The sequence below is a fragment of the Bilifractor sp. LCP19S3_H10 genome (assembly GCF_052119185.1).
Taxonomy (GTDB): Bacteria; Bacillota; Clostridia; order Lachnospirales; family Lachnospiraceae; genus Bilifractor.
The window spans coordinates 1-22,290 of record NZ_JBQKFT010000014.1 but is presented as its reverse complement, the minus strand read 5'-3'; the positions used below and the strand labels follow the sequence as shown (position 1 = coordinate 22,290).

The 22,290-nt window shown below is 49.4% G+C and carries 14 protein-coding genes and 1 rRNA gene; 3 read left to right on the top strand and 12 right to left on the bottom strand.

From position 1 onward, the window contains the following. Positions 1-22: 22 nt before the first annotated feature. The 5 genes from ACTQZS_RS10980 to ACTQZS_RS10960 form a co-directional block, all read right to left on the bottom strand. Complete coding sequence (locus ACTQZS_RS10980; protein WP_441475836.1) at positions 23-937, bottom strand: ComEC/Rec2 family competence protein; 915 nt, start codon at positions 935-937, stop codon at positions 23-25. Positions 938-1,120: 183 nt separating this feature from the next. Then, positions 1,121-2,224: an acyltransferase family protein gene (locus tag ACTQZS_RS10975; RefSeq protein WP_441475835.1), complete on the bottom strand. Its 1,104-nt coding sequence runs from the start codon at positions 2,222-2,224 to the stop codon at positions 1,121-1,123. A gap of 96 nt (positions 2,225-2,320) precedes the next feature. Continuing rightward, the gene (locus ACTQZS_RS10970) at positions 2,321-5,416 is read right to left on the bottom strand and encodes a YfhO family protein (protein ID WP_441475834.1); all 3,096 of its coding nucleotides are present in this window, start codon (positions 5,414-5,416) and stop codon (positions 2,321-2,323) included. Between the two features lie 82 nt (positions 5,417-5,498). Then, entirely contained in the window at positions 5,499-7,838 is a 2,340-nt protein-coding gene (locus ACTQZS_RS10965; protein WP_441475833.1) for a GH25 family lysozyme, read from the bottom strand. Positions 7,839-8,027: 189 nt separating this feature from the next. Further along, the gene (locus ACTQZS_RS10960) at positions 8,028-8,723 is read right to left on the bottom strand and encodes a response regulator transcription factor (protein WP_441475832.1); all 696 of its coding nucleotides are present in this window, start codon (positions 8,721-8,723) and stop codon (positions 8,028-8,030) included. Between the two features lie 407 nt (positions 8,724-9,130). On the opposite strand from ACTQZS_RS10960, the gene ACTQZS_RS10955 reads away from it, so the two are divergent. Further along, positions 9,131-10,318, top strand: coding sequence for a GGDEF domain-containing protein (locus tag ACTQZS_RS10955; RefSeq protein ID WP_441475831.1), 1,188 nt, complete (start codon positions 9,131-9,133; stop codon positions 10,316-10,318). A 571-nt stretch (positions 10,319-10,889) separates the two neighbouring features. Further along, positions 10,890-11,762, top strand: coding sequence for a nitroreductase family protein (locus ACTQZS_RS10950; RefSeq protein ID WP_441475830.1), 873 nt, complete (start codon positions 10,890-10,892; stop codon positions 11,760-11,762). Positions 11,763-12,031: 269 nt separating this feature from the next. Here the strand turns inward: ACTQZS_RS10950 and ACTQZS_RS10945 are convergent, their stop codons facing one another. From ACTQZS_RS10945 to ACTQZS_RS10920, 6 genes are all read right to left on the bottom strand, one after another. Then, a complete protein-coding gene (locus ACTQZS_RS10945; protein ID WP_441475829.1) occupies positions 12,032-13,540 on the bottom strand; it encodes a glycoside hydrolase family 25 protein in 1,509 nt (502 codons plus the stop codon). A 14-nt stretch (positions 13,541-13,554) separates the two neighbouring features. Then, positions 13,555-15,471: a phage tail tip lysozyme gene (locus tag ACTQZS_RS10940; RefSeq protein ID WP_441475828.1), complete on the bottom strand. Its 1,917-nt coding sequence runs from the start codon at positions 15,469-15,471 to the stop codon at positions 13,555-13,557. Positions 15,472-15,566: 95 nt separating this feature from the next. Next, positions 15,567-16,787, bottom strand: coding sequence for a hypothetical protein (locus ACTQZS_RS10935; protein ID WP_441475827.1), 1,221 nt, complete (start codon positions 16,785-16,787; stop codon positions 15,567-15,569). A gap of 158 nt (positions 16,788-16,945) precedes the next feature. Further along, entirely contained in the window at positions 16,946-18,331 is a 1,386-nt protein-coding gene (locus tag ACTQZS_RS10930; RefSeq protein ID WP_441475826.1) for a hypothetical protein, read from the bottom strand. Between the two features lie 386 nt (positions 18,332-18,717). Further along, entirely contained in the window at positions 18,718-19,935 is a 1,218-nt protein-coding gene (locus ACTQZS_RS10925) for a hypothetical protein (protein ID WP_441475825.1), read from the bottom strand. A 696-nt stretch (positions 19,936-20,631) separates the two neighbouring features. Continuing rightward, positions 20,632-20,871 carry a hypothetical protein gene (locus tag ACTQZS_RS10920; RefSeq protein WP_441475824.1) on the bottom strand — a complete coding sequence of 80 codons (240 nt, stop codon included), beginning with the start codon at positions 20,869-20,871 and terminating at the stop codon, positions 20,632-20,634. Positions 20,872-21,088: 217 nt separating this feature from the next. On the opposite strand from ACTQZS_RS10920, the gene ACTQZS_RS10915 reads away from it, so the two are divergent. Beyond that, the gene (locus ACTQZS_RS10915) at positions 21,089-21,835 is read left to right on the top strand and encodes a YoaK family protein (protein WP_441475823.1); all 747 of its coding nucleotides are present in this window, start codon (positions 21,089-21,091) and stop codon (positions 21,833-21,835) included. Between the two features lie 365 nt (positions 21,836-22,200). Here ACTQZS_RS10915 and ACTQZS_RS10910 read toward each other — a convergent pair. Then, positions 22,201-22,290 (bottom strand): 23S ribosomal RNA (locus ACTQZS_RS10910); the annotation flags it as partial.

Here is a 22,290-nt window from a genome sequence, read left to right as displayed (position 1 = left end):
GTTCTGCCCTCACGCGTCTCTGTTACTCAAGCACGACATGATTCGGCGCGGTGTGGAAGGAGTAGACGGTCACGCCCTTTCCCTCAAACCAGGATTTGAGCTGTGGGGCGTCGTAGGTGCCGGTCGTGTCATTGAGGATCTGATCGGGGCAGTCCATGAATGCTGCCTTCGGGTCGACGAGGTCGTAGAATCTGGTGTCCAGTCCCCAGTTTCCGTGGTGTCCGCATTCGACGTAATCGGATTTCAGATCGCCGGAATAGGAGGAAATGATTGCATCCTCCATCTCCTTCTGCACGTCGGCGCAGAACAGCATGGAGGCTTTTCTGCCGGACAGCCGGAACATCAGGGAGCCGTCGTTCAGCAGGTTGGCCTTCTGCTGTTCGGTCGCCTTGTCCCAGGCGTGCAGCACCTTCATGTGCAGACCGATGAGGTCCAGTTCATCTCCCGCCTTCAGATAGGTGACGTTGTTCATCTTCTGCGTTAGTCGGTTGAAGGTGTACCAGGTGTCAATGACGTCGTAATCGTGTGCGGTTTCTTCGTACCGCTTCTGGTTGATCTTTGTCGTGTAGATCTGGCCGATCGTGACGTTTGTGTCCGGATAGGTGGCCAGGATAGCGTTGAAGGCTCCCGCGTGATCCGGATGAGCGTGGGTGATGATCCACGCGTCCGCATGATAGTTATGCTGTTTCAGGATGTTCAGCACCTGCTGTGCGTCGGAGTCATAGCCGCCGTCTACGATGACGAGATGGTTGTTCTGATCGGTAATGGTGTAGAAGGTCCCCTGGTTTCCGTTTGCCGGCGCGTAGGAGGTCACGGTCCACCTGTTTCCCGCGTGGCGGGTATGATACAGGGTAAGGCCGAAGGCGGTCAGAATGATCGCGCACAGAAGGATGCAGACAAGGATCTGCGCCGCATTGTCTTGTGTATTTTTTCGCATCTGTAATTTTGCTCCCAAATTATGTCTGGATGTAATATGTTTTCGATATAGCCGGTACAGAATAAAGATTGCCAGATCGATTGCGATCCGGATCACGCATAAAAGAGGCAAGGATCGAATACTTTGCTGAAAAAATGGAAATCATAGTACATCCATAATATGAATGCTTAAAATCCAATCTCTTCAGGCTTTCTCTTCCGGATCCCGGAACCCGAAGATCCGTCTTCCCGCCTTCGTTCGAACCAGTATTATGCTTCCCGAAATGATGATCAGGAACTTAAGCAGGATCATGACAGCAAGATTCAGGGAAACCGGCATTCCATGTCCGTTAAGCCTTTTCAGAATTCCATTGTATGGGAAGACATCCAGCTCGATGATGTGCATGAACAGTATCACAATGCTGTACCGCCCGAGAAAGGCAATCCATTTTATTAGCTGACCAGGAAAAGCACTCCTCTCATGAACCCGATCCGGAGTGGGCGCGTCCTTCTGTGCACGGTCAGAGATCCGGTCCAGCCAGAAGCAGATCACGGTTAGTACAAGGCATGCGCAAAGGCTTGCAACAATATCCTCTGCTCCATTTCCGAAATTGCACCCGACGATCCAGAATCCCTGGAAATGAAGGATGAAGCTGATCCACACCACAGCTGCAAGCGCAAGCACGGATATCCTCCACTCCATGCCCATTTGAAGAAGGGATGCCTCATATCTGCGTACGAGGTATCCGACGTACAGATACAGAAGCGCACAGGCGGCAGGCTGAATGTCAAGAGGCAGCAGGAACTTTCTCGCGGAATAATAGCCGGCGAGAAAAATCCCCAGCACCGCGGCGATTCGGAATTTATCCGGCATCCGGAGAATAAGATTCAAAAAGATGCAAGCCCAGAAGGTCGCCCAGAGAAACCAGATGGCTCCGATACTTATAATCCCAGTGGGAATCAGTCCTACGGTTCCCGATGCGTACAGCGACGCGAGGATCCATTGGACCGCCTCTGAGGATGCGCCGCTGCCGCCCCTGATCCCATACCAGAGAACACGAAGAACGATGATGATCATGCAGCAGATCGCGTAAGGCACCAGCAAGGTTCGGGCACGTTTCCGTACCAGCGCAGAAAGCGGTTGTCCTTCCCTGGTAAAATATCCTGTAATCAGAAAAAACACAGGTAGATGATAGGTGAATACAACATGGATGATCGAACTGACACCCAGATGACCGAGTACAATACTGATCATTGCGATCCCGCGAAGGAGATCCAAATATTCTTTTCGCTGTGTAGATTTCATCATTTTCCTCTTTTCCCATATTTATAGAATGTCAGTGAGTATCGAATTAGCCGAGTTTTCCATGACATTCCTTCTTGTCTTCACAAAGGGCCAATAATATCAAATTGACGTTCTCTTCTTTCGGAACACCACAGCCAGAATTAATAAGGAAATAATCGTGATGTACAGGCCCGGCAAAAGTCCCGGGGTCAGATAATGCATGGTGATGTGATGGCTCCCCGAGTTCAGGCTGACAGCCATGAACGCAAGATCCGCCTTCTGTGCGCTGATCTCCTTCCCGTTGTCATAGATCGTCCATCCCGTCGAATACGGAACAGACGCGAACAGGTAGCCGTCCTCTTTCATGGATACATAGCAGGAACAGGAGTTCACCCCTGTTCTGGTGTTTGTCACGGAATCATTGAGGGCATGAATGTTCCGGCCGATGCTTTCGTCGCTTCGCTGCAGGAGATCCATGTCGTCGATTGTATAGGTGCCGGCCGTATGGAAGCAGATCCGGATTTTGCTGAAGGCTCCCGTGAGTCTTCCGATGTTCAGGAGATCGTCTTTCTTGCCGGTGTATTTGGAGTTGTAGGTTGTGTAGCCGTTCAGCTCCGCGCCCCCGCCCTCGACAGGATCCTGATGGTACATCTCCTGCACGGTAATCCGGTAGCTCTCCATGCCGCCGTTCACGAAATTCAGGTTTTTGAGATAGAGGTAAATCTCTCTGCTGTCGTCTTCCGCAGATACGGGATTGTCCAGAATCAGGTCGACATAGGCGTCCGGTCTGTTTACCGAAAACATATAGCTGGCCTGTCCGGTGCTCTTCTGCAATACCTTTGTCAGTTCCACGCTGTCCCCGGTCTCGATGCTGTAATTCATGACGCCTGTGTCCAGCGTCAGCTGGTCGGTGGAGACGGTGTTCTGCGAGACGGACGGGTCAGTCACGATTGCCTGCATCAGTGCCTGCTGACGCTCCAGAGGCGGGAGAGACAGATAAGCCTTCTCAGTGATGCCGTTCTGGAATACGTAGAACAGGAAGTTCTTCTCCGCTGGCGCGTAGGAATTGAATCCGGCGCCGGTTTTCTCCGGCGTATTTGATTTTGCGTCCCGCGTGCTGGCGCCGTTTTTCTCCGGCGTATCGGTAAATCCGACCGGGAGCTTTCGTGTGCCGGAGCTGGCGAGGTAGTGGTTTACGCCGAACAGTGCCAGAAGCTCGCTTCTCTGATTGAGTCCGGAGTAGGAGAAGGCCGACGGACTGCTGGCGAGAGCGATGCTGTCGTGGAAATCGTCGATGTTCTGGTTATAGACGGTTCCGGAGAAATCAGTGCCGCTCACCCCGTAGAGCCACTGGGTATTCCCCAGGCGGCTCGTCCCGTCGGTGTTGAATCTGGTGCCGTCCGAGAAATCGAGGCTGTCGAGCACGGAGAGACCGCTCTCCTGCGTCACCCGGCTGTACGCCTCACCGTTTGTCACCTGGTTTGCGAAGATGTTTTCCCGCCGGATCGACATGTTGCTCATGATAATGGAGGACAGGCAGACCATGACAATCGAAAGAACAGCGGTTGTCCGCTGCCCTGAGGGATGATAGGCCGGCTGTCTGTTCATGGCCGCACTTCTGGCGGCCTTCGCAACCGCGGCCGCTGTCTTGAGGCGGTCTGTCGGAGAATATTCCGTAAGCTGAGACTGCGGCGCGGATTTCTTCTTCTGTTCCCGCTGTACCCTAAGGCTGTGATTGACGCATACAGCGGTCATGCCCACGAGAATCACGGAGACCCACAGCATGGAGAGATAATCCTGTGTGAACAGCAGAAAGCCAATAGCGATGTAAACGGCGGACATGCTGGCGAGTCCGATGCATTGCCGCCGGTTTATCCGCGGAATTTCCGGAACCGCTGCCGTCGTGATCAGGGCAGTCACCAGCGTGTATGCCCAGATCCATCTCGCGGTCGTGTATTGAAAATCTCCGGTGGAGTGTCCGATGAACGGCACGCAGAGAAAAATGGTCATCAGAAGAAACTCGGCTTTGATGAGCAGATACTTCTTCCGGCAGGTAAAAAGCACGAACACACAGATCATCGTGAAGATGCCGAATCCGAAGCAGCTGCTGTGGTCCGGAAGCCCGGCACTCACGGTGAAGCCGAGGAAGCAGTTCCGGAAGAAGTCGCGCGCCGCCGTTGAGGTCAGGAGTCCTCCCTGCAGATTGATCGTAGAAAGGCCTTCGCTGAAGCTGTTCCGCATATATGGAATCAGGCTGATCGCGGAAAGGGCAAGTGCGAGAAGTGTCTCCAGGATGAAGCGGAGATATAGCCCGGCGATGAAGCGTCCTTTACCCTTCTCCGGCATGATGATCCGGAATTCCGAACTGACTGATGTCTGGGCCGGCCTGTCGGCGCTGTCTCTGGCTGCCGATCTCCGGGCCACGTACATAGCGTAGTGCTGCGCGCGGGTGTCCGAGCCCTTCTTGACCGGATCGAGTCTTGAGATGATCCGGTTCTGCTCGATATCCTTCTTCTTCTTCCGGTTTCGCAATCCGATTATTTCTCCGGTCAGCCGGAGCGTATAGGACAGGAGAATCAGAAACAGCATGATGCATGCGGTGGAGAAACGCTGCGCAAAGCTGAACGCAAGGATGATCACATAGAGCCTGGATTTTCTTCTTTCGTAGAGGTGATCCGCTCCGATCATCAGAAGCGGAAACAGAATCAGCGGATTGATCAGCGTGGATTGTCCGAATGCGGCATAGGATACGGCGGAAAAAACATAGACAAGTGCTCCGCCGAGAACTGCCGCCGAAGAGACTCCTCCCTCCCGGAAGCGGTGAAACGCATACCGGCTGAATGCCGTGCCTGCGGTATACAGCTTCAGAACGATCATGATCTCATAGCCGTATTCCGCGTACCGCGAGGGAAAGAACACGGAGATCCAGCAGAACGGGTCCCAGAAGCAGAACGCGAAGGTCGTGGGAATATCTGCCCCGTATCCGATCGAAGGATCCCAGAGCGGAATCTTCAGGCTTCCGTTTTCGATCAGGCCGCGCAGAATCGAACGGGCCCACCGTCCGAGATAGAGAAAACTCATATAGTACTGATTCAGGCCGTCGGGGATCCGCAGAAAGCTTTTGCGATGAAGAATCATGTATATACCGAAGCATGCCAGAAACAGCAGAGTAAACAGAACTGTATAAATCAGGTCATATTTCTTCTTGTCAGTCATTCTCTTTAACCCTTATTCTCCGCTGTTAGTCTGATCTTCTTGTTCCATTTTTCAACATCTCGACAGTCAGAACCCTTCTCTCTTATCTGGAATAGAAAGCTCTTGAAGTACTGCCCGGCGCAGAGCCTCCTTTATTTACCAGTACAATCTGAATAGCTTCCATCCGGTAGGAATATCCGGTACTTCCGCAGGGTGCTCCGTTAGATGCCCAGTCTGTCCACCCGATATGCTGGAGGTGAACTCTGTAATAAATATCATATTGCGAGGCGGATGCTCCTGTCAATCGAATCTGAATAGCTTCCATACGCAGGCTTTTTCCTGTTGTACCGCTGACATTTCCTTCATCGGTCCAGCCGTTCTGCCAGCCGATTTGCTGGATATGCGTCCGGTACTGGATATCCGCCAGAGGAGAACTGATCTGAATGGCCTCAAGACGAAGGGAACGTCCCGTTGTTCCCGCGGTATCTCCATCTGTCATATCTTCCTGCCAGCCGAAATGCTGCACGTGGACGCTGTATGAGACATTGTTTGTCCTTTCACGAAAAGCAGCCGAAACCGCTGCGCCGTCACTGGAAGGTGCTTCCGCTCCTTTATCTACAAGGATAATCTGGATAGCTTCCATCCGGCAGCCATACCCCTGTGTACCAGCCGCATTCCCGTTTTTCGCCCATCCCATCCAGCCGATGTTCTCGGCCTGGACTCGATAGTATACATCATACCTGGCGGCATCCGCACCGGTAAGACAAATTTTAATTGCCTCCATCCGCAGGCCCTGTCCTGTTGTCCCTGCCGTTTCCCAACTGCTGACCTGATTCTGCCAGCCGATGTTCTCCACATAAGTCTGATAAGCCACGCCGACATTACTGTTCCCCGAAATACCGATCCGGATGGCCTCCAGACGAAGTGACTGCCCGACGGTTCCGGAAGTTTCCCCATTGCACCGGGTCTTGGATTCCCAGCCGATTTTCTGCACATGGGCCTGATACGATATGCCTGTTCCATCTGATGTTCTTGAAGGACTCTCCCCGATTGCTGCCGGAAAGTCTCCATACCAGCGGTCCTTATCTACCACATTTTGTGTTATTCCGCTTACCTTGCCTGTAGAATCATACTGCCACAGCTGATATCTGGCGGATGCATGAACGCTGCTGCTTTCCCACTCGGCTACCCATTGATAAATCGTAGTGTCATATGCAATTGGCGAAAGAACGCTGTTCCACCAGCTGGTACTCGAGTATACGCCCGCATCATACCCTGCCTCCCGGATAGTCGAGCAGAAAGTATTGGCTATGGAAACTATCATAGATTTTCCTGCTTCATATTGAGTGTTATCTTCCATATCCAGATAAACAGGCAGCGCAAGGGAATGCCCCTTAATCAGACGGAGCACATGAGCGGCCTCGCGTTTCGCTCCCTGGGTATCAATTGCATAGGAATACAGGTATACCCCGTACGGAATCCCGTATTTTTCGCATTCCGCCACATTAAACTCCCATTTTGTATCATCCTGGCTGGAATCATTATCTCCATATCCGCAGCGGATAATAGCAAATTTTACACCGGCTTTCTTTACTGCAGCCCAGTCAATCTTTCCCTGAAACTGACTGACATCGATCCCCTCCTTTGTATCTTTGGTTCCGAGAAGAATTGCTTGTGAATCCGCTGCGTCAGCTTCCGTCTGAAGATCGGTCTTGTCTGCCGTGTTAACGGAAATGGTTCCATCTTTTAATCCCTGCACAACCGTATCCGATTCGCCGTTTGCATAGGCTTCAATAGCTGCCCCTTCCTGTGAAACATCCTCTAACGCTTCTGTGACAGACTGACCGTTTATATAACGGAAACTGTTCATATGCTCGCCGTCTCCCGCCAGAAAATGCTGATCCGATACCGGATTCTGAAAAGACTCTACTGCAATTGCGGCATTATCCAGAGCCTCCCTGCTGTCTGATAGAATATCCTGTTCTTCTTCGGACAGAGAATCCATGGTGTTCTGTACATTCTCAATCTTTTGACTAATCTCAGCCACCTGATCAGAGGAGCAGTCTGTGATGTGTGCGGCGGCGCTGACAAGGTTTTCTACGTCCGAGCTGACCTGTACAGCTTCTGTCACCGTTTCGGTGTCCTCTGCTTTGGACTGCGGTTCAGAATTCTCTGTATCCTCATCTTCTGAAACGGATGATGTGGAAGAAACACTCTCTGTTTCGGATGGCTTCTCCATCCCCTGTTCACTATCTTCTGAAATATTTTCGCTGTCTGTCTTCTGCGTATCTTCTGACGTTGAAGACTCCACCTGCTGAATCTGCGCTTCCCCTGTGATAGTCTGAGGCGCCGCTTCATCAGCAGATACAGCAGAAACATTTGCAAAGCACAGAGACATACTGAGAATCCCTGCTGAAATAATTCGAAGTATTTTCTTTTTCATTTGATCCTTTTCCCCTCTCCGGAACAGTTTCCTCTGGCATTTACTGCCGCTCTGTATTTTACAATAAAACAGTTTATTTTTAAAGCTTGTTTTACATAAATATGAAGAAATGTTTCGTTTTATTTTCTAAACGTCAAATAGCCAGTGTCTTTCTAGGAGACACTGGCTATGATACATGTGGTTTTCAAGTCATTTCGTACTGAAGTAATACCCGACTCCCCACTTGGTGCGAATCATCTGCGGATGCGAGGGATCGGTTTCGATCTTGTTCCTGAGCCTGCGGATATGAACGTCCAGCGTTTTCTCGTCACCACTGAATTCTGTTCCCCATATCTTGAAGATCAGGGTATTTCGCGTGAAGATCTTACCGGGCCGGGAGGCGAGCTCCTTCAAAAGCTGATATTCCTTTACGGTAAGGTCGATCTTCCTGTGGTCTACCATCGCCGTCCGGCTGTCCTTATCCAAAGTCAGTCTGCCAGCCACGATGATGCGGTCGGACTCGGGACGGTTCCCGTAATCCTTCCGGTAACGCTTCAGCACCTTGCGGATGCGAATCTTTAGTTCTCTTGTATTGTACGGCTTCGATACATAATCATCCGCGCCGTAATCGAAGCCCATGATCTTATCCATGGGTTTATTGCGCTCGGAAAGTATGATCACGGGTACATCGGAAAATTCACGAATGCGTTCACACAGCTCGAAGTCGGCCATGCCCTTCAGAACCGCATCGGTAATTACAAGATCGTACCAGTTTTTCTGTGCGAGTTCCAGCGCCTCAGCGCCGCTTGCGGCTACGGTCACCTCGTAGCCGTCCTGTTCCAGCGAACTTTTCAGACGGTTGATCAACAGACTGTTGTCATCAGCAGCCAGAATTTTCTGTGTCATTATTTACTTCTCTCCCCTTATACAGCCGGATGCGAACATCCGGCCCTTTCGTTATTACTCCCGTCTGATTATTTTAACTGTATCCACAGGGAAGAAAGTAAATAAATCTTTACAAATATGTTACTGTTTATGTCAACCTGCCTTGAACTGGATCATGGCTGAACAGTTCTTCGAAAACGCAGGCAGCAGCGCCGCGTCATTTTTTTACTTCTCACATATAAAAATCTGCACCATCGTATTCCACGTATATGTAATTTGCACAGAATCATTTTGTTAAATACCATTGAAGCTGTTGAAAATGTTGATATAATTAAATCATCAGTAATCAAATCCGTTTCACTACTCTTGAAATGGCATTTTGCAAATAATATGACGAACGGAGAATTCCATTGAAGAAATCTATCCCTGTGCAAGAACATATTTCTCTGAACTGCAAGAAGTGGACCTGCAAAGTCCGTAAGACCCTGTTTTCTCCTGTACTGGAGGATTACACGGCAATTCTCAATTATAAAAACTGTGTATCGACGAGATTCCTGCTTGTATTTCTGATGCTTCTGTTTCTGATGGATCTGATCTGTCAGATTGTGTTCTTTCGTTTTATCGAATTCGGATACTGTATCTATATGCTGATGGGCATTGGATTTATGGCACTGATCTATTACGCGTTTATCCGTGAAACCGGGAATGCGTTTCCCAGGAAACCAGCAATTGAGGGTGAATCAGCTGCCGGAAACAGTGCCATTCGTCAGACGCATCTGCCGACGATCATACTATATATCTTTGAAATACTGATTCTGTTATTTACTGCATTCCTTCATACCGCATTAAATCCGGGTGATATGCCGATCATCTTCTTGATTCTGCTGATCATCCTCCCGATGCTGATCTTTGATAAGATCTGGCGGGTATATCTGATGATTCTCTTCGTATCCGCAGTATACCTGATTCCTGCGCGCCTGATACTCTCCTCCGAGGCATATGGCCCGATTCTGATCTATGTCCTGATGGATGACGTTATTTCGCTGACCTGGAGCGGCATCATGATCTACTCGAGAACAGTTTCGCTTCAGACAAACGGCATTACAGAGACGTACGCTTCGCATGACGGCCTTACCGGAATCCTGAACCGGCGCGGCGGTGACACGCTGATCACGAACTGTATCACAAACGGCGTGCCGGGCGCGTTTATCATCTTTGATATCGACAATTTCAAGCACATCAACGATACGTATGGTCATCAGAGGGGCGATGAAATCCTGAAGGCTGTTGCCTCCTGCCTTTCGTCTTCCTTCCGGAAGGAAGACATTGTGACCCGTATGGGCGGCGATGAATTTCTGGTGTATGCGATCCGGATGGTTGACCGGAAGTTTGTGGAGAGCAAGCTCGCGGATGTGGAAAATAATCTGCACACCATTGTGATTGACGCACAGAACGGAGATCATGTAACTGCCAGCATCGGCTGTGCCATCAATGACGGAACCTACATCGACTACTCTGCGCTGTTCCGGACGGCGGACCACATGCTCTACACGGTCAAGCAGACCGGGAAGGATTCCTTTGCCGTAAAAGACGCGTCGTTTCGGAATCAGCCATGATGTTTGGCTTCCGTATGATTCTGTCTTTGTATTATATGCTTTGACATTGTATTTTTTTCTTATTGTACAGGCTTAGTTTTGTATGGTCTTAGTATTGTATGGTTTTAGAATTGCATCGTTATAGTATTGTATTGCTTTCGTATGATTTTGTTTTTGTAGTATAACTTCAATTTGTTATATCTGACAATTGCCGTCAATTATGCTTCATTCATACGATTCGCAAACTATTTTCTGCTCTTGCATTCACGAATCTGCCAATTTATAATAAAAACATACGTTGAATCGTCGATACGAAGTCTATACGGAAAATACCATTCTGTAACCGGAGGCATATGCTGCATATTGGCACGCACACATCAAACCATAGCGCGTGCTGCAACGAGATAAAACACGCTGCGCGAGTTTTATCTCGCTATCGCGACGCTCGCCGCACACGAATACTTCGCATTCGGCTGCGGCTCACTGTTCGCGTAAATAGGTACGCGTTCTTCAAATGGCAGCGTACACTGTAAACAGCAGCGCATTTCGGTATAAGACTGCGTATCACCAGGATAAGGATATGGAGGCACTAATGGATGACAAACAATTAATTGAAGACCGGCAGTCCGTGCGTGAGTTTAAGAAAAGAAGCATTCCGGATGAGGACCTGAATGAGATCCGGAATTTCTTCACAGAGACCAAAAAACTGGTTCCGGATATCCGGACAGAACTGAAGATTTACAATGACAGTGATATGAAGAACCGTCTGGAGGGTGTGGCTGGATATCGCGGGCTTGCATTCGGCGCTCCGGTCTACCTCGTCGTATTTTCCGAAGAGAAGGACAATGATCTCCTGAATGCAGGATATATCGGCGAGCAGCTCTGCCTGAAGCTCACCGATATGGAGATTGATCATTGCTGGCTTACCGTACATGATATCAAAGCCACAAAGCGGGCGCTTCTGGCAGAAACCGAAATGAACCCTGCCGTGATTCTTGCTGCCGGATATGGAAAGGCTGTTTCCGCGAAGCCGCGTCTGGATATTGAGACCCCTTCGAATCTTAAGTACAACAAGCGTGCGGAGCACGTCGCGCCAAAGATCGCACAGGATGATATGGTATATTCCGGTTCATGGGGAACGCCGATGGACTGGAGTGAGAATGCGGTAGATCCTCTTCTGGATGAGGCTCTTTATGCGGCGAGTCTCGCTCCGAGCTTTCTGAACCGGCAGCCGTACCGCTATATCGTGCATGGAAGCTGTGTTGTTCTCTGCGTAAAGCAGGAGGAAATCACAACCGCTGCAGACACCGCCCTTGACATTGGCGCGACCATGTACAATTTTGATACGATCTACGCACATCGGAATACCGGAAGGAACAAATGGGTCATCGGAACGCCCGACGGCGCCGAGAGCCTGCACGTGCCGGCGGATTACACGATCGTCGCCTACTATCCGATTGTCTGATCTATGACAATAATCTTTTATCTGCGCCCGAACGTGAACTCTTTCACTGGTTATAAATATGCGCTGCCGGGCGCACAAAGAACGACCGTGGTACCGGATGTATATTTCCGGTGCCGCGGTCGTTTTCTCTGCTCTTTCTTTTATCTGATTGTTACCGGTTCTGCTACTGGAATATGATCGTTACCGGTTCTAATTCTTGTAGTATATGATCATTTACGGCTGTGCTTCTGCATATGATCGTTACCGGTTCTGCTTTTGATATATGATCATTATTGGCTCTGCTTCTGGATCAGGTCAACTCCGCGGTTGCCTGCGCAGCTGCTCTCATTACCCTTCCCAATTTCCGTTCCGCCGGAAGAATTCTCCAGTACGGCCTGCTGCAGAGCATCCAGAAGAAAGACTCCGTGACGCTCTACCAGATCACTTTTCGGAATCAGTTCGACATCCAGATCCACTGCCCCGTTGATTCCGGGAACCGTACCGGAGTCGGTATACTGCCAGAAGCGGTACATATACGGTGTCTGCGGTGTTGTCATGTAGTCGGCGTACCAGACATCATAATTGCCGATCTTCGTCATATCGTAGTGCGTTGCCTCCCAGAAGATATTGGAATACACGATCGGGTTGTAACCCGCTGCCTTTACTCTCTCACAGAACGCAGAGGTATCTGCCGTATACTGTTCGGTAGACAGATCGTCATGCCGGGAGGTTTCACTTCCGATTGTCTCGACATCAAGGACAATTCCGAGTTCCAGCGGCTCACCGTTCAATTTTTCTATGATATAGTCCGCCTCTTCTTCGGCTTCCTGTTCGCTGACCGCTCCCGAGAAAAAATACACACCGGCGTCCAGACCGGCTTCTTTTGCTTCCTTCAGGTTTTCTGCCCAGCATTCATCTTCGTAAATTGATCCGCTCTCATATCCTCTGGTTCCAACTCTGATAAAGACAAAATCGAATCCGGCTGCCTTTACCTGCGCCCAGTCGATGCCGCCCTGATACTGTGAGATATCGATGCCAAGACGTGAGGTGTAAGTATCATCCGAATAGGTCATCCGCTGATCCTGACAGGAAAAGCCGGACATCTGATATGGGGATTGTACACAAGTGAGATTGCGGTACATGGAATACGTATGTCCGTAAACGTCCTGAAAATAATACAGCTCCTCGCCGGTGGTATCCGGGTCCGCGGATGCGGAGGAATTGGATGAAACCGAAGCGGACGAATCCTGGGAATGAGCGGAACCGGTTGAGACGGAATCGGATGAATCCCGGGAATGAGCAGAACCGGATGCGTTCGAGGAATCCGAGGAAACGGATGAAGACGAAGAATCTGAAGAAACCGAACGGGTCACTCCGGAAAGATCGAGCGGAAGACGGGAAGCATTTGTGTCAGCTTCCTTCTCACCGTTTACGCTGCCGCCGTGCGCTGTTCCCGCCTCATTTTCAGACCCGGCTGCATTCGCCTGTGATGCGTCCGCAGCAGCCGGACTGGTGCGGGAGGCAGTGCACTGTCCGACCAGTGTAGTCCCAAGTGCAGTTCCAGAATTATTTCCCGATGAAGCCTGAGATGCAGCTCCGGATGTACTCTGAGATTCAGTCCCTGATGTAGTCCCAGATGCAAGCTGGGATGCAGTCCCTGATGCAGTCCCAGATGCATTCACGGATGTATTTCCTGCTGCGCTTACTGGAAGGGGACCACCTGCAATCATTCCGATGAACAGAACCGCGGTCATAAAATTATGGATGATCTTCCTGCGCTTTTTCCCGCAGAGACGCAAAGTACTCCGCTCCATTACATTTTGTGATAAACAGCGGTCCATGCAGCACCTGTCATTTTCTTTGTCTCAAGGTATCTGCAGCTGCTGATACCGGTGATGTCTGCCATCTTCTGATCCACTTCATTGTCCATGAAGATATAGCGGTCGCTTCCCAGATATACAGCTGCTCCGGATTCCGGATTCCAGACGATATCTCCAACGGACAGTGACGCCTTCTTGGCTGCGATCTGAGCCTCAATGTTCTGATAGCTGTGCGTACACAGAACATGATCCATGGTGTCCTTTGTGAAGGCGGTATCCACATCCTTCAGCTCTCCGATGCCCTTAAGCGTCTGGAACAGGAAGGTGTAGCTGTCTTCATCCGTCTTCTTGAGCTGACGGATGTTGTCGCTGTACATGTACTGCTTATTGGAAAGTTGATCCACCATCTTCTGCGCAAGCGCCGGAAGGCTGGCGTCCTTTGTCTTCAGCCGATATACCTTACGCTGTTTTGAGGTATCCAGCTCGCCGCTTCCCACCTCATCTGTCTGGTCTCCTGCTTTATTGCCCGAAGCCTTGTCCGCGTCCGTCTCCTTCGCCTGCCATACGAGATCAGCGGTCCGGTAAACCGCAGCCCCGGAATTATCGGTATACAGGATGATGTCGCCCGCTTCCAGCTTTTCCGGATCTGTCTCTGCGTCGGATGCCTCCGCAAAGCCATGTTCCGTCAGCTCGGAGACGATGCTGCTCTGATCAAAAGGATTCCGCTCATTCTCTGCCAGGAGATAACCGTTGTCATACAGCGCATAGAAAATCAGGGAATACGCATCCACGTCTGGATTGTTGCGGCGGTTTACGGTGCTGTATCCGTGAGATTGATCTGCTGTATAGGCTGCGAGCCAGTCCATGTATGCCTTGACATCCTTGTTCTGCTCCAGAATGTAGCTCTGGTATCTCGGCCAGAAGACCTGCAGCGCATATGCGGTCCGCTCCGCGGCACGTGTCTCCGTGTATGCCGGACGCTCATAGTATGTACAGAAAAACGCGGCGGCAGCGCCCGCGCCCTCAGCTGTGTTCGGAAGTCCCTTCAGGTACGCATAAACAGCGGGATAATTGGTTTCCAGATCATATTTGAGATAATGCATCTGGCCGTCAATGGTTGTGTAATCTCTTCCGTTGGCGCCGCACCAGTTCGCAAGGCTTGTAAAATTCCCGCCGGTCCACTGGGCGAGTCCGTAAGCAATGCCGTTTCCGCCAACTGCCTTATACTGGAACATGGTCTCCTGGTAAAAATTCGCGAGAAGTCCGGACGCTGCGGCATTGTTGAGTCCGATAACCTCTGTCAGATATGCGAAAGTCTCCTTCTCGGCAGCAGTCTGATCTACCGTACCCGCAACTCCTGCGGGAACGACCGGCTGTATGGACTGTTCATTCTGTGCGGCCCGCTCCGCCTCCTGCTCAGCCTGAGATCTCGTGGCATCACTGACTTCCGTAGACTTCTTGTCGGAAGCGTCACTCTGATCTTTACCTGCGGCGTCCGCGTTTCCAGATGCAGCCTCCTTTGTGCTGTCCGTGCCGCCGGACGGATTGGTACCGGAAGCATTTTCCCCGGAGGTACCTGCAGCTGAACTACCCGAAGCGGTTGCGCCGGATCCGGCAGACGAAGAAGAAGTCGCGTTATCCCCGGACGCAGCGTTTTCCGGTGTTTCAACGGAGCCGGATGAGGTGTTTCCCGCGGAAGATGAGGAAATGGCTGCGCTGCTGTCCTGTGAGGAGGAAACCGATCCGGAAGTGGACGCGGAAGCAGAATCTGCACCTGAGGATGCAGAAACCACTCCGGAAGCAGACGATACTGAGGTGACGTTTGAATTTTCTTCAGCATAGGCAGGCACTGTCTGAGATGCGATCATGCCCGCGGCTGTCAGAGCCAGTATAATTTTCTTATAGTGCATTTTGTATAATCTCCTTTAAGCTTCCATTATAATACTATTCGTTCCGGTTCTACAACCGGACAATTCGATTTTTACCATAATCGGTAAACTTCCATTTATGAGAAAATCAGCGAATAGATCTGTCCCCATTCGTCGGCTGCTTCTTCGCTGCCCTCGTCTTCCGATCTGTCGATGAACATCGGGACATTCATCTGCAGAGAGCTGTTGACATTCTTGTCAAACGCTTCCTTCTGGTCTTCGGAGAGGATCTTTCCGTCCTCGATGATCAGGTCTGTGCCGCCTTTCAGAAGCGCCTTGAGATCCCAGTCATCATACGAGCCTGCGTCTGTTTTGTCAAATGCGGATGTCAGGTTTTCCTTCTGCAGCAGCTTTTCTGCGCCTTCTGACGCGAGAAAAACGTTTGTCACAGGTTTACGGATGACTACCGCTTCCTTCTCGATTCCTGCCATAAGCTCCGCATCCTCGGGAGCTATAAGATACTTGACAACCGGATTCTCATACAGGTTCGACCCGGAGGACGAATCCCGCAGAATGACTTCCACAAGATCGACGCCTTGATTATACCGGAAAATACGGAACAGGGAGGCATGCTGCGGCGAAATCTCGGACTGATATTCAAGTCCCGGAATCTGCGGTGCCGTATCATCCAGGGAATTGTACTGTGCAGATAGTCCGCTGCTCTCACTGCCGGAATCAGCGCTTCCGGCGTCCTTCACTCCGAAATACATGGTATAAGTGATCTCATGCGGTGTGGACATTGCGGTCGTGCAGCCAATCACGGTATTGTTCTGATTCAGCGAAACCGGTATGCGGAATTCACCGCTTCCGCTGCTGCCATTGATCTTCAGTCCTTCTGCCCGGACATAGATGTAATGGGTGCTGCTGAACTTGATGTCCGCGTAGCTTCGGCCATTTTTCACCGTGATGCCGGTGCAGCTGATCTCTACACGTCCTGAGCCGCCGCTCCAGCTGAATGTGTCCGGCGTATAATCACCGTCCGCCAGGTCTGTCTGGTTGTCAGATCCATTTTCTTCCGCGGCCTGTTCCACAGAGGAACTGGCAACGGACATACTGCTCACTGCGCCGCTGTCCGTGACGACATCTTCTATGGCGGATGATGAACCGGATCCAGACTGCGCAGCGGATGATGCTGCGGATTCAGACTGCGTAACAGTTGATGCGGCCTCCTGCGTCTCTAAGGATCCCGATGAGATTTTCCCGCCCACGGCAGCGCGATTACCGCATGCCGCCAGCATGGCGGCGGATACGGCCAGACTGAAAATGATTGAGAGATACTTTGTTCGATTCCTGATCATGTAATTTTGCTTCTTTCCTGAATTGAGATTTTTTTGACGGGGTGCTTTTCGTTCATTTTTATCATCTTTGTCTCCGAGCACTCATTGTTCTCTTTCTTTATACATCTTCGACTTTTTCTTATATTTTCTACTTTCTTTTTATCGCTTCGACTTTCTTTTTATTGCTTCGACTTTCTTCTTATTCGTTTTTCTCTTTTCTCGTTATCTTCCATTTCATTTTCTTTCCCGATCCCAGAAGGATTTCTGCTTAACGCGGAATTTTTCCTCTCTGAAGGGAGTAATGCCCTCTCGACAATATGATCGCCGGCTGCATCCGCAGCGGCTGGGCTGTCCTTCTTCGTGCTCTTGTCGCCGGGAAGTGCGTTGTCCATCATCTGCGTCTCGTTCGCGTAAGGAACCTGCATCTGATAACCGTCAATCAGACTGCCAATCGAGGCATTCAGAACACGGTCGATCTGATTCTGTGTGACGTTCTGCGCCTGGTATTTCGTCGCCCCGGATTCAAAATTGATCAGCAGATGATCTCCGCCGGAGTCGAGATCCTCGCTCATATTCGGGATACGCAGGCTTCGGACAAGGACCGGATTGCGGAACCAGCCAAGATACTTGTTATAATGAATCCGGTAGATCCTGAGATAGGAAGTATTGTTGCGTCCGTAGGAGGATGACGTGATCACATACAGACGGCCTTTATGTTTCACAATCTGCGCTCCCTGGGTAAAATTGCTGAGATAGAGTTTGTATGTCACGACCTTCCCAGTCTTCAGGCTGTAGGCTGTCGCGTAGCTTCTCGGATAGAAGCTGTTGGCATTGAAACTCCCGACAAATAGTGTGTTCTTATATATGAAGATGAAAGACGGAATGGTATCGCAGGACAAATACTTGACCAGAGGTACATAGACAGAATCTCTGTTCTGATTGACATACTTCCGAAGATCACGCATGGAGATCTGCCATATGCGGTAGGCGCCGGTCGGGTTTTCCGGCTGATCCGATTTGTTCGTCCTGGGGACCCGCTCATCCTTGAGACTGGAGTCCGCGATATAGACACGGTTTGTTCTGGTACTGTAGGCGAGCGCGCCGACGTGACAGCGGGTGCTCAGCGCAAGGGTCGTGAGGTATTTTCCGGTGTCACGGTCAAGCACATAGATTACGGAGCTTGTCCATACCTTATCTGAAGAACTGTATGCGGAAATCAGAATATAGTTTCCGGCCATGCAGATTCCCTGCGGCACCATATAGGGCGTTGCCATTCCGGAGACGTTCGTCTGTCTGAGGCCGGGAATCACATAGGAATCGTTCTGATACAGGGATCTGCTGAAGGAGCGGAACTGAGCCCAGCTGTTCGTGCTGTTGATCAGATTGTAATAATTGTCGTCGAAGGTACTTCCCGTGTACGTCATGACGTTCGGATCGGATTCCGGGTCGTCAGGATTGACCAGCGAAAGCGAGCTCTGATAGAATTTCCAGAGATCATCGGTTTCTGTTTCCTTCCATCTGACCTGCCCGCTGTAGGTTCCGATCGCATAGGATTTATGAAACATACATAGAAATGAGGTTCCGATAAGTGCGGAGAGAAAAAAGAAAAGAGTGATTCGTGCTATGAACCGGAGCGCATTCGCTGAATATCCGTATTCTTCGGTCTTTTGTTCTGAGAATGCGGTATTTTCAATTCCTCGTTTTGCTCTGTTCTGCACGGTTTCCGGTTACCTTTCTGATGTCTTCTTCCTATTATACAGAAAAAACGGATGACTGAACACCCGTTTTTTCTTATTTACGCGAACAGTGAGCCGCAGACGAATGCGAAGTATTCGTGTGCGGCGAGCGTCGCGATAGCGAGATAAAACTCGCGCAGCGTGTTTTATCTCGTTCTTTTACTTTGTGTGAACATCTGTTTCTGATTCTTTGTTGGATAGTCTGCTTTCCAGACTTACTGCTGTGCCTTCGCCTTTTTCTTTGCGAGAGAGAGCCGCTCCCTCTCCTCTTCCTCCTCCTGCAGCTGCTTCCGGGTCTTATTCTTCTGAATAAAGTAAGCAAGCTCGGAATTCTTGATGGCAAGATTAGCCCGGTAGGTGTCCAGCTCATTTTTCAGATGCAGCCGGTTGTTGTAGCTTTCCATGATTCCGGTATCATCCAGCATGTGATTCGAAGTCAGAAAGGCAAGACTCATAATCTTGCTTCCTCCCGGGAACGCAACGGTCACCTTGTCGTCGTTCTGACTGGTTATCTTTCCTTCCCCGAACTTTCTGTGAGAGACAGATGATCCAATAATATCCGCGCTGCCTGCATCTCCGATTTGCTCCTGCAGCATCCGGATATGATCCTCAATGTAGGAGATCTCATTTTCGATTTCCTGCTTCTTCTCTTCTTTCTCCTGCTTTGTGCGGGACGCCTTGGTCCGATGAACGAAGGGGTGATCCATGTAGTAATCATAGGTGTCGGCTGTGTACATGATATCAAATGCAAGGATGTGACATTCAGGATCAATGCTTTCAAGCCCCGGCATGTTGTATTCCTCAGCCTGACTGATCAGTTCTTTCTGAACGATTTCGAGAAGCTCCGGGCGAGTGCGGATCACTTCGGCAAGTTCACGGCACATCCGGTAGTAGGCATCCAGACGAAAAGCCTTTCCACTGCTGAAGTTCTCGGAAAATTCGACAGAATCGGCAAAATTCGATGCTGTCGTCGGTTTGTAGATGAAGTCCTTCTGCGGGAAGATCAGTCCGAGGTAAGAAAGCGCGGAACGTGAATTCTGAAGATAACCTTTACCGTTTGACCGGCTTTCCAGGAGACTGTTGATCTTGTGTATAAATGTAAAGGTGTGTTCTCCTCGTGCTTTGTCATCCTCTTCCGTTTCCTCCGTGAGGATCCGGAAGGCCTCACGGACTGCCTCCTGATGATTGCTGCGTTCATCACAGAGCATCATGATGCCGTTGTTCGGCCACCAGAAGCTGCTGGAGATGAGGCTGCCACTGTCCTTGAAACAGGACTGGAACATCCCGGCAAAATCCGCGTTCTCCAGATCCCAGTATTTTCTGCACTTCCACGCAGAGCGCCACTTGAAGAGTTCGTCATGTTCTTTACCGGCTGATTTGTCAAACTTGTCAATATAGAAATTGATGATTTCATTTGTTTTGTCAATGTTCATTTGAACTTCCTCTCATTTAAAGACATAGCTCAAGTAGCCCTTACACATTTCACATATTTATAATTTTAGCACACTTCATTCGGAAAGATAAATAAAAATCTGAAGATTCGACAGATATTTTAATCATTAATACTGAAAACAGCCTTGTTCAAAAACCGCGCAGCATAAACCATATTCTCCTGCGATGTCCTCTGAAATTATTTCAATGGTATATCGACACCTGTTCTCATCGATATTTCAGGTGGCATGTCTGATCGGGTCCATCGCGATTTCAAGCTAATTCAAACGCATATATTTAGATATCAGACTGTTTTCGTAAAAGTTTTCGGAATTATTTCAATAAAATTGCTTGCAATGAAGCCCGGCTGTTGTTATAATCACACCAAATCAAGGCAAAGTTTTTTAACCTTGGTTCAGGATGATTACCTCATCTTGATCATCTCCCCCATTTAAGGAGCCTCTGTCTGATATCAACAGGCAGCGGCTCTTTTTTTGTATATTCATGTGTGAGCGTTCAATTAATCTATATACATTCTATATTTCATTTTATTTTCAGATTAATACTTGACAAACAGACGTTACGTCTGTATTATATAGTTAACAAGAAAAAGAAAGAAACGAAACGGAGGAGAAGTCCATTGCACATCTGATCAAGACCTAAGTAACCATCCGATAAATAAAAGAAAAGGAGGTTAATCATAATGATAAAGAAAGTAGAGACGATAAGGGCAGTTCATTAAAAGAGGATGTTGATGACGAGAAAATCAACATCCTCTTTTTATTACTTTCTTTTTTCTGCTTTTTTTTCTGTCTTTGATGTTCTGTCTTCGATGTTCGGACATCTGATTTCAGTCTTTTCATTTCAGATCTTTTGATTTCAGTCATTTGATCTTTGGCCTTTTGATCTCGTGTCTTTTGTCTTTTCATTTCAGTCATTTAAGTTCAGCTCTTTAGTTATACATCCATTTGTTTTTCAAGGTTGTTTTTTTCTTTTGATGAACTATAATACATATCTGTATGCGGCTTTTTCGTATTCAGCTGCATCAGATCAGGCGTTTATTGATCGCTCAATAATCATTTCGTACGCTAAGAAAAGAAAGGATTTGATTTGGAACAGCCTGTAACTTATCACAAGAAAAGAAAGCACATTCAGATGTCTGAATCAAATGCGGTAATGATCGTGCTCACTGCATCGGGAGGACTTCAGGACGCTTACTCCTATTTCGTGCGCGGCAGGGTTTTCGCGAATGCGCAGACCGGAAATCTGGTTCTGATGGCACAGCATTTTTTCACCGGAGACGTGACCGGAGCTCTGCACTATCTGATCCCGCTGACTGCATTTGCGCTCGGCGTTCTCCTTGCCGAGCAGATCCGCGCAAGAATCCGATCAGATGGGATGATTCACTGGAGACAGGTTATCGTTCTTCTGCAGATCCTGATGCTCCTGGTGGTTGGTTTTCTGCCGATCAATGATATCGTCAACGTCTTTGCCAATGCCCTGACTTCGATGGCCTGTGCAATGCAGGTTCAGGCATTTCGAAAGGTTAACGGTTACGCATACGCGAGTACAATGTGCATTGGAAATCTTCGAAGCGGGATGGACGCACTGAGTGCCTATCTTCGTACAAAGGATAGAAAACATCTCAGAAGATGCAGGCAGTATTTTCTGGTTATCCTTGTCTTTGTTCTGGGAGCTGGTGTCGGAGGCTTTCTTGCCGCCCGTGTCGGAGCCGGGACTGCACCGACAGGAAGACAGATCATCTGGATCTCCTGTGCACTGCTCGCCGTGAGCTTTGTTCTGATGCTTGTCCGTGAAGAAGAAAAAATAGAAGAAGTCACTGATCAGGATGAACTCCGGGCAATCAGTGACCTAAAGGAAAAATTCAAAAAAAATTTGTGAAGTGAATATTGAATAAGTTAAGCGCTGCTGTACACCGGATGAATCCGGCTTACGGCGGTGCTTTTTCGTGGTGTCTTTATCGATCTTACGGCGGTTTTTTTCACGGTGCCTTTATCGATGAACTCGGGCCTCTTGGAATACTGGGACAGTCTGCTGTAGCAACTCCATCCTGATAAACAAAAAAGTCTGCCGATGCAGCTGCTTCCTGATAAAATCGCCGCCACCTGCGAAACGGGTGGTTCGGTTCGGGCTAAAGCCCACAACAAAAAAAGCCTGCCGAAGCAGACTTTTCAGAAAATCAACACATACCTTCAAAACTGAACACACAAATTTTTCTTTTTTAAATCCAAATTCAACTTATGCCTTAGGTCAAACCCTCGACCGATTAGTAACAGTCAGCTCCATGCCTTACGGCACTTCCACCTCTGCCCTATCAACCTTATCGTCTTTAAGGG